Origin of the sequence: Lacrimispora sp. (genome assembly GCF_032078915.1) — a bacterium.
Taxonomy (GTDB): Bacteria; Bacillota; Clostridia; order Lachnospirales; family Lachnospiraceae; genus Lacrimispora.
The window spans coordinates 1-9718 of sequence record NZ_DAMAUN010000026.1; the positions used below are offsets into that span (position 1 = coordinate 1).

The following is a 9718-nucleotide window of genomic DNA, read 5'->3' on the forward strand; positions in this document are numbered from 1 at the left end:
TACACATACTCTTTTGCAGGAAAGCCTTTTTCCGACATTGGCTGTCCCCATGCGCCCCACCCCTGGATACTGAGCGTCGCCAACGGGCTGATCAGCGGAAGGAAGGAAGCGTCTTTAGACTTTCTGCGCAGAGCTTCCATGGACAATGGAATTGCCTGTGAAAGCGTGGATGAAATGACAGGCGAATGTGCCACGGGAGCCGCGTTTGCGACCTGTGCCGGATATTTGGCCTATTGTTTAATGGAAGGGTTGAATGAGGGGGGTGTGGATCATGATTCAGTATGAACCATGGAAGATTCGCTGTGAAGGCAGAGAAGATCCAAAGTTTTTGGAAAGCATATTCAGCCAGTCAAATGGCTATCTGGGTTCCCGATGTTCGTTTTTCATGGACGGGGCAAAGGCTTACGAGCGCTGTAATTATCTGGCGGGCGGCTTTGATTATATCAGTCCCGGTGTCACGGATATGGTGAACTTACCGGATTTGTTTCATTTCCAGTTTTCCCTGGGGACAGGGGAGTACCAATCCTTTTCCCAATCCCTGGATATGCGCAACGGCCTTTTTGAGAGGAAGTCGGTGTGGAAAGATAAGGAAGGAAGAGAGACGCAGATTGATATTTCCCGCTTTATCAGCATGGACAACAAACACGTGTCAGCCCTTTCACTGGAATTGACGGCTTTAAACTACAGCGGGAATACAGCTGTTTTTATGGGAATAGACGGGAAAACCGTGAACCTTCCTGTGGATGACGACCAGACCAAGGAAAACTTGGATACCGTGTCTTTGCTCTCCGTTTCTGAAACGGAAACGGGAGAGGACTACTGTTTCTTAAAGGCTGACAGTAAAGCTTCCAACCGTTTGCACGTAGCCATGACTGCCCGCATGTTCCAAAACCGGGGGACTGCAAAGGATGCTTCGGTGCCTGACTGTCCGGCGAAAGAACTGAATATTCCGCTGGTGGAAGGGGAAATGGTGAGGATCGAAAAGATTCTTTATACGGAAGCGGTTCTGGTGGATTCGGAAACGCTCCTACACGGCGGGCAAGACTTGCGCCCCCACGTCATAAACCGTTCCTTTGCGGAGCTGCTAAAAGACAGCGAAGAGGCATGGAAATCCCGCTGGGACCAAGCCGACATAGAGGTCACCCAAAAAGGAAGCGGCAGTACCATTCAGTCCGCCCTGCGGTACAACTTATTTCAGCTTATTCAGAATTGCCCCTGGGAGGACCCAACGGTCAGCATTGGCGCAAGGGGCTTGACCCATGGACGGTATAAGGGCTGCTGCTTTTGGGATACGGACATTTTCCTGCTGCCGTTTTACCTGTATACGGACCCGAAGGCCGCGAGAAATCTGATCCTGTTTCGCTTAAACACTCTGCCGGACGCAAAGAAGAACGCAAAGGCGCTGAATCTGCCGGGAGCCAGGTATCCGTGGATGTGCTCCATAGGCGGCATAGAACAGTGCCAAAGCTGGGACATCGGACGTTGTGAGATTCACATTACCGCAGACGTAGCTTATGCCGTTGAAAACTACTTAAAGATTTCAGGAGATGAAACCCTGGATAGCCAGTCCGCGCAGCTGTATGTGGAGACCGCCAGATATTGGGCCGGAAGATTTTCCTATGACCAAAGAAAGGATGTATATAACCTGCTCTTTGTTAAAGGACCTGACGAATACTGCGGCGTTTCGGGAAACAACGCCTATACGGTACTTCTGGCCCGCCATAATCTACGGCTGGCTTTGCAGGCGGTCGAGAGGAAGGAAGCGGCAGCTAACGTTTCGGAAATAAAAAAATGGCGGGACATCATAGAAAAAAGCCGGATTGAGTATGATTCTGACAGGGACTTGTACATTCAGGACGACAATTTCCTCCGGCTGGAAGCATTTCCGGGGCAAAAGGCCGGGGATGGAAGCGCAGCCTACCATCAGTACGATTTTGATTGGCTCCAAAGGTATCAGGTGCTAAAACAGGCGGATTTAGTACTGCTCATGGTCTTAAAGCCAGAATGGTTTACGGACCCGCAAAAAAAGGCTATCTGGGACTGTTATGAACCGCTGACACTTCATGATTCCAGCCTAAGCTTTGGGATTCACGCCTGGGCGGCGGCCTATTTGGGCCGGGAGCAGAAGGCTTGCGATTATTTTGATAAAAGCCTGTTTCTGGATCTGGAAAACCGGATGAAGAATACGGGAAGGGAAGGCATTCATTTGGCCGCGGCAGGGGCTACCTGGCAGGCCGTGGTTTTTGGCTTCGCAGGTCTGGCACTGGGAAACGGCGGCAAGCCGGAGTTATCTCCCAGGCTTCCGAAGGATTGGGAACGTTTATCTTTTCACTTTTATATAAAAGGAAAACGGTACTTGGCGGTAATTGATGAAAAAGGCGGAAAAATAGAAGCGGAAGAGGAATAAAAAATGAAAAGAAGGAAGGTGATTTTATGAAGCGGCCTGGTCTGAAGGATGTGGCAGAAAGGGCGGGGGTTTCCATAGCCACGGTGTCTTATGTAATCAATAATACTCCCTCGCAAAGCTTAAGTCCTGAAACAATTAAGCGGGTGAATGACGCCATAAAGGAACTGGGATACATTCCCAATCTGGCAGCCCGCACCCTGGTAAATAACAAAAGCAATTTATTAGGAGTGCTGATTCCCCAGACGGAATCAGGAAAAGAATTAATGTTCTCCAATCCCTTTTACGGCGATTTCATGTCGGCGGCGGAGTATACGGCCCGCAAAAGCGGTTATCATATCATGATTTCCGGAGCCGATTCCGGCCAGACTTACGCGGAAGTGGCCAGAACCCGGGGACTGGACGGTGTGATCGTGGTAGGGATGAATGACGACGAGGAATGCCGTCAGTTAAAAACGTTAAACATCCCAGTGGTACTGGTGGACAGTTACTGTGAGGCTTCCGGTTTTCACTCAATCAGCGTGGACGATATGCAGGGCGGGTACATGGCGACGAAGTACCTGTTGGAAAAGGGACTCAGAAGGATTGCACATGTGACCGGGCATGTCAATGACAGGGGCGTGAATTTCCTGCGTCATAAGGGGTATGAAAAGGCGCTGGGAGAGTACGGACTGAGTCCGGAGAAATCCTTGTTACTGTCGGGGGAAGTGTCCTTTGAATACGGCTGCGAAATGGGGGAATATCTGGCTGGGATGGCCGAACGGCCCGACGGGGTGTTTGTTTCTGCTGACATTCTGGCGGTGGGCTTATGTATGGGACTGCGCGGGAGGGGCGTAAGGATCCCTAAGGATATTTCCGTCATAGGTTTTGACGATTCGCTGCTTTCCAAAACCTGTGATCCGCCCCTTACCACCATACATCAGGATGTGGCGGCAAAGGGTGCGGAAGCAGTGAAACTTCTGATAAACGAGAACCACACACTACTGAACAAGGTATTTCCATTAACTTTGGTAGAAAGGGGATCGGTGCGCTGATCCTTTTACGAAATCAAATCAACATCCATTCTTTCTATTAAGGAGACAGTTTATTATGATGAAGTTAGCAAAAAAATGTATATGGGCCGCAAGTGCAATGGTAAGTGCCGCAGTTTTACTTTCAGGCTGCAGCTCCAAAACTGCAGAAAAAACCGGAGCCGGAGAAGCAGTCACAATCCGCCTGGACCAGTTTTCAGGAAGCGGTGCGTCTGAGGGGGCACTGAAAGAAATGGTTGCAAAATTCAATGAGCAGTACCCAGACATCAAGGTGGAGCTGCAAAGCTTTGGCTATGACGATTATTTCACTCAGCTGCAGTCTAAAATTGTCGGCGGCAGTGCGGCAGACGTATTTGAACTGAATTTTGAGAATTTCGTGGCCTATGCGTCGGAAGATGTGCTTTTGGACATCGGGGCTCTGATGGGGGATACTTCAGGCTTTAACCAGACGGCTTTGAAAGCCTTCCAGTACGAGGGAAAACAATTTGGAATTCCCAATTCCTTCTCCAACGTGGTGCTTGTATACAACAAAGATTTATTTGACAAGGCAGGAGCCGCCTATCCCACCGACGACTGGACCTGGACGGAAATGTTAGAAGCCGCAAAGAAAATCCGCTCCCTTTCCGGGGATACCTACGGCTTGTACCGTCCCGTAAGTTTCCATGAATTTTACAAAGGGGTAAAACAGAACGGGGGAAGCTTATTAAGCGAAGATGGTGGGAAATTTACGGTCAATTTGCCGCAGAATGTGGAAACGCTGGACATTATGTCCGGTTGGGTGACGGACAGCAATGTTATGCCTTCGGATGCACAAATGGGCGGCATGGGCGACTGGGATTTGTTTAAATCCGGACGTCTTGGCATGATTATAACCGGAATCTGGGCCTTCAGCGACTTTACGGATAACTGCGATTTTTCCTGGGACGTGGCGGTGGAGCCGGGAAATACGGCAAAAGCCACTCACTTTTTCTCAAATGCCTACGTGGTAAACAAAGAAACCGCCAATCCTGAAGCTGCCGCCGCTTTGGCCGCCTTTCTGGCAGGAAGCAAGGAAGCCGCACAGATCCGCGTGGATTCAAGCTGGGAGCTTCCCCCTGTTATTTATCAGGACGTACTTGATTCCTATCTAAAGGTAACCCCGCCGGAGAACCGGGAAGCTGTATTTAAATCCCTGGATTATCTGGTAACACCTCCGGTGGTGAAACAGCAGTCTGAAATGCAGGAGATCATCACCAAGCACTTAAACAACGCTATTTCCGGTAACGTTACCGCTAAAGACGCGCTGGATGAGTGTCAGGCGGAACTGGAACAGAAAATCAAATTAAACTGACATTTATCTAGCCTGACAGGAGGGAACTGCTATGTATAAAAAACAGGGGATAAGGGCCTTTATCTTTCTTTTGCCAAGTATGGCCGGACTTGTGTTGTTTAATCTGATTCCTATTTTTGCCTCGTTGCTGCTTAGCCTCACCGATTGGTCGGGGTTAAGCAGGGTAAGGCTGTTCCACGGTTTTTTTCAGTTTGTCGGTGACAAGTTCGTGGGGTTTTCCAATTACTCCCAGCTTGTCAAAGATCCTGAATTTTGGGTGGTTTTGGGGCATAACGCCTATTTTATTCTGCTGTACCTTCCGCTGGTCCTGCTGTTTTCCTTAATGGTTGCTCTGATCATTCAGAGGAAGAGCCGCATGGCCTCTGTTTACCGGATGCTTTACTACATACCGGTACTGACCAGCTGGGTGGCAGGAGCCTTGATCTGGAAATGGATGTTAAGCCCGGAGTACGGGCCGATCAACAATGCCTTGTCAGCCATAGGGATTAAGGGGCCTTTATGGCTCCAAAGCGAGAGCTGGGCAATGCCCTCCATCGTCCTTGCCAGCGTGTGGAAGGATATGGGTTTTTATGGAATGATTCTGCTTAGCGGCCTTTTGACTATAAATCCGGAGTACTACGAGGCCGCCGAGATTGACGGGGCGGGATATTTCCAAAAGTTTAAAAGCATCACCCTGCCCCTGCTGTCACCGATTTTGTTCTATGTCATTATGCTGTCCCTGATCAATGCCTTTCAGCTTTTCCCGCAGATCATGGTCATGACCAAGAACGGCGACGCAGGACCCAACGGGGCGACCATGGTCATGGTGGAGCGGATTTACAAATACGCCTTTAAATTTGGCCGCATGGGCTATGCAGCGGCCTGGTCATGGGTGTTGTTTGTCATTATTTTTGGCTTTACCGTACTGCAAAACGTGCTGCAAAGAAAGTGGGTGTACTATGAATCGTAAAGCGGCATCCGGAGTTTTATACCATTTGACGGCTGTTTTGCTATCGGTCGTAACCTTGCTTCCCTTTTTCTGGATGCTGTCCACTTCTTTCAAGAACTACGGTGCAATCATGGCCCTGCCCATACAGTGGATACCCAAAAACCCGACCCTTAAGAATTTCTCGGATTTGTTCAGTAAAGAGGGAATGACCGTTTCCATGATTAATTCCCTTGTGGTCTCCATCAGCTCCGTTGCAGTGACGATCATAAGTTCCGCCATGGCCGCCTTTGCCTTCGCGAAACTGGATTTTAAGGGGAAAAACGCCATTTTTCTGGTTTATCTGGCAACCATGATGATCCCTTCCCAGGTGCTTTTTATCCCCCTTTACTTACTTATGGGAGAGCTGAAACTGGTGGATAGTCTGGGGGCTTTGGTACTGCCCAGTGTATTCAAGGTGTTTGCGGTGTTTATGCTGCGCCAGTGCATGATGACGATTCCTAACGTTTATATGGAAGCGCCCGCCATTGACGGCGCGGGGATTTTTACTGTCTTTGTACGGATCATATGCCCCATGTGCAAGTCCAGCCTTGCCACTTTGGCAATTATCTGCTTTATGGACGCATGGAATGACTACTTATTGCCGCTGGTCATGCTGACCACAAAAACAAAGTTTACCCTGCCCATTATTCTAAGTTCTTTAAACGGGCAGTACAAAAGCGAATACAACTTACTTATGGCGGGAGCGCTGGTTTCCATGCTGCCGATTCTGATGGTATATGCTTTTGCACAGAAATATTTTGCAGCAGGATTACAGGTAGGAGGTGTGAAAGGATGAAATGTTTGCTTGCCGGTCAGGCCGTTTATGGATTTGGAGAACGGTTTGACGCATTAAATCAGGAGGGGCTGGCCCGCGAAAACCACGTATACGAAACCTTTACCAATCAGGGGGCTTCCACCTATTTGCCCATCCCCTTTGCATTGACAGACGGGGGCGGGGGTCTTTATGTGGACACAATGGAGAAGTTTACCATATTCACGGAAAAAACCGATGACGGGATCGTCTTTACGCTTCCGGACCAATACGATGTGCGGACATTTACGGGAAGGCCCCTGGAGGTTCTTAAAGAGTTTACGGCGCTTACGGGGCGGCCCAGGGTGCCGCCGGACTGGGCGTTTGGCCCTTGGATGTCAGCCAACCGCTGGGATAGTCAGGCGGTGGTGGAAGAAGTGGTGGAGGAAGCTGTCAGGCAGGGGATGAAACCTTCTGTGGTGGTAATCGAAGCCTGGAGCGATGAAGCCACCTTTTACCGCTTTGACAAAGAACGTTTTCCCGATCCGGAAGGGATGATCCGGGACCTTCACGAAAAAGGAATCCGCCTGATTCTCTGGCAGATTCCGGTTTTGAAAAAGCTGGAGCCTGGGCGCATCTGTCCGGAACACGAAGCAGACTGCGCCGAAGCGGTCCAAAAGGGCTTTGTCGTTACCAACGCCGACGGATCCCCTTATCTGATTCCGGAGGGGCGCTGGTTCGGCGGTTCCATGATACCGGATTTCACCAATCCGGCGGCCTGTGACTGGTGGTTTGGGAAACGGCAATATCTGCTTGACATGGGAGTGGACGGCTTTAAGACCGACGGCGGGGAATTTGTATACGACGATAACGCCCGCTTCTTTGACGGACGGACCGGAGCCCAAATGAAAAATGGTTATGCCATGGTTTACACCAGAGCCTATACGGACTTTATAAGAGATGACCGGATGCTTTTTTCCAGGGCCGGATATACGGGAGCTCAGACCACGCCCATGCACTGGGCCGGGGACCAGCAGTCCACTTGGGAAGAACTGCGCCATGTGGTGACGGCTGGCTTAAACGCAGGATTGTCGGGTCTGCCCTTTTGGGGCTTTGACCTTGCAGGCTTTGCGGGAAAAATGCCTTCCGCCGAACTGTATCTGCGCTCTTTTGCCATGGCTTGCTTTGCACCGGTCATGCAGTGGCACTCGGAACCGGCTTCCGGCCAGTTTTCCGAGCTTCTGGCAGCTTCGGAAGAAGAGATCAACGACAGAAGTCCGTGGAACATGGCAAAGGTGACAGGAAGGCCGGAAATCCTTGACATTTGCCGAAAATTTACGAAAGAAAGGGAGCGGCTGCTGCCTTATATCCTTAAGGAAGCAAGGGTAAGTGCAAATACTGGCCGCCCCCTTATGGCCGCACTGGTGATTGACTGGCCGGAGGATAAGGAAGCCTGCGCGGTGGACGACGAATATATGTTTGGCTCGCAGCTTTTAGTGGCCCCGGTTTTAGAGAAAGGAGCGGAAGGAAGGCAGGTATACCTGCCAAAAGGAAATTGGAGCGATTATTGGACCGGAGAACAAACGGCGGGTCCATGCCGCTTGTACAGGGAATGCCAGGCGGGAGAACTATTGGTCTGGCGTTTGAACTAGTTTAACCGAAAGAGAAACCATTTCTCAAGGAAATAACACTTATGATAAATGGAGGGGAAATATGAGAAAGAAGCTTATGGCCATTTTACTGAGCATATGCTGTATTCTGCTCAACGTTTCACCAGCCTTTGCGCTGGAAGGAACGTGGCACAATCCTTACGGATTAAATGATATTTATGAAATAGAACCTACTGAGCGTTCGCCCAGGAATCCGATTGCAGGCCAGTCCGTGCGGATCCACAGCACCACCTGGCCTGTGGAATCCGGACAGACGGTTTGGATTTCCTACACCGTAAATGGTGTAAAGAAGACGGACGTAGGCGCGGTCTGGTCCTATAACAGCGGGAACAACTCTTACTGGGAAGCGGATTTAGGCTCCTTTGCAAAAGGAGATACTGTGGAATATACGGTCCACGGGGACGCAAACGGCACAAACACCAAATCCATCGGTCCTTTTACCTTTCATGTGACCGACTGGGAAAAAGTAAAGTCCTTGTCTTTGAATTCCTATAACAACGGAACCGTCCTTTTTGATGTGACGGCGGATACGGGAAATTTCTCTCCAAAGCTGGCTCTTAGCTTTACGGACGAGGAAACCGTGCGTTTCCAGCTTTCACCAAAGGGAGACGGGAAATTTGCTTCCGGTATTTCCGGTTACACTGTGACGGAAGATACCCAAAAGGTGGAAATAAAAACCGGAAAACTGCGGGTTACCGTCACAAAGGACCCATACGCCTTAGAGGTATACAGCTACGAACACAACAGGGTCTTGACTTCTAACGGCGGAATGGGCAGGGAGATGTCCTGGCTGACCGACGGAAAGGATGTGATCGGGCAGTTCCGGGACGGGTACCTCTCTCCTTCAGACGAGCGTTTCTATGGTTTCGGAGAGCATTATGACGGTGCGGAGAAACGGGGAGAAGTGGTTGAAACCTACATTTACAACCAATACCAGAACCAGGGCAGTAAAACTTATTTGTCGGTTCCCTTTTTCGTTACCAGCAAAGGTTACGGAATTTATTTAAATACCACCTGTTATTCCCGGTTCGATATGGCAGCCACCAATGGGGACCGGTATGTATTTGAAGCTGATACGGAACATGTGGATTCCCCCCTTTTGGATTACTACTTGATCAGTGCAAGTACGGCTGCGAAGGTGGTGGGGAAGTACAACAAAATTTCCGGTCTGCCCCAGGAACTCCCTAAATGGGCTTTCGGACTTTGGATGTCCGCCAATGAATGGGATACCCAATCAGAAGCGTTAGAGGCCATGAACCAGTCTAAAAACAACGACATTCCGGCTACTGTTTTAGTGCTGGAACAGTGGAGTGACGAAAACACCTTCTATGTCTGGAATGAAGCAGCCTATACGCCAATTCCTGGCTCGGCTGCTTTTAAAAATTCAGATTTCACTTACGGCTCTAAATGGCCGGATCCAAAGGCCATGACAGACACTCTTCATGAAAATGGCTTAAAACTGGTGCTGTGGCAGATACCCGTTTTAAAATACACGCCTTACTCTTATGCACAAAAGGACAATGACGAGTCCTATATGCTCCAGAAGGGATACGCCGTTTCCGACG

Annotated in this window: 7 protein-coding genes and 1 pseudogene; all 8 read left to right on the plus strand. The window is 49.8% G+C overall.

The genetic code is table 11. The annotated features are described in order from the left end of the window. Positions 1–285: pseudogene (locus RT269_RS12175) on the plus strand (glycoside hydrolase family 125 protein); the annotation flags it as partial. Beyond that, positions 272–2407 (plus strand): glycoside hydrolase family 65 protein, encoded by a 2136-nt coding sequence (locus tag RT269_RS12180; protein ID WP_313182937.1) that lies wholly within the window; start codon positions 272–274, stop codon positions 2405–2407. The pseudogene RT269_RS12175 and the gene RT269_RS12180, both read left to right, overlap by 14 nt. 26 nt (positions 2408–2433) lie before the next feature. Continuing rightward, positions 2434–3438 (plus strand): LacI family DNA-binding transcriptional regulator, encoded by a 1005-nt coding sequence (locus tag RT269_RS12185; RefSeq protein WP_313182939.1) that lies wholly within the window; start codon positions 2434–2436, stop codon positions 3436–3438. Between the two features lie 55 nt (positions 3439–3493). Further along, the gene (locus RT269_RS12190) at positions 3494–4765 is read left to right on the plus strand and encodes an ABC transporter substrate-binding protein (RefSeq protein WP_313182940.1); all 1272 of its coding nucleotides are present in this window, start codon (positions 3494–3496) and stop codon (positions 4763–4765) included. Positions 4766–4796: 31 nt separating this feature from the next. Further along, positions 4797–5714 (plus strand): carbohydrate ABC transporter permease, encoded by a 918-nt coding sequence (locus tag RT269_RS12195; protein ID WP_313182942.1) that lies wholly within the window; start codon positions 4797–4799, stop codon positions 5712–5714. Then, complete coding sequence (locus RT269_RS12200) at positions 5704–6528, plus strand: carbohydrate ABC transporter permease (protein WP_313182944.1); 825 nt, start codon at positions 5704–5706, stop codon at positions 6526–6528. Before RT269_RS12195 ends, RT269_RS12200 begins: the two co-directional genes overlap by 11 nt. Next, a complete protein-coding gene (locus tag RT269_RS12205) occupies positions 6525–8135 on the plus strand; it encodes a glycoside hydrolase family 31 protein (RefSeq protein WP_313182946.1) in 1611 nt (536 codons plus the stop codon). The genes RT269_RS12200 and RT269_RS12205 overlap by 4 nt, the downstream gene beginning before the upstream one ends. A gap of 61 nt (positions 8136–8196) precedes the next feature. Further along, a partial coding sequence (locus tag RT269_RS12210) for a TIM-barrel domain-containing protein (protein ID WP_313182948.1) occupies positions 8197–9718 on the plus strand: 1522 nt, incomplete at its 3' end.

Coding starts and splice junctions, on each gene's coding strand:
- RT269_RS12200 (WP_313182944.1), top strand. CDS start 5,704: ATGAATCGTAAAGCGGCATCCGGAGTTTTATACCATTTGACGGCTGTT.
- RT269_RS12190 (WP_313182940.1), top strand. CDS start 3,494: ATGATGAAGTTAGCAAAAAAATGTATATGGGCCGCAAGTGCAATGGTA.
- RT269_RS12205 (WP_313182946.1), top strand. CDS start 6,525: ATGAAATGTTTGCTTGCCGGTCAGGCCGTTTATGGATTTGGAGAACGG.
- RT269_RS12185 (WP_313182939.1), top strand. CDS start 2,434: ATGAAGCGGCCTGGTCTGAAGGATGTGGCAGAAAGGGCGGGGGTTTCC.
- RT269_RS12195 (WP_313182942.1), top strand. CDS start 4,797: ATGTATAAAAAACAGGGGATAAGGGCCTTTATCTTTCTTTTGCCAAGT.
- RT269_RS12180 (WP_313182937.1), top strand. CDS start 272: ATGATTCAGTATGAACCATGGAAGATTCGCTGTGAAGGCAGAGAAGAT.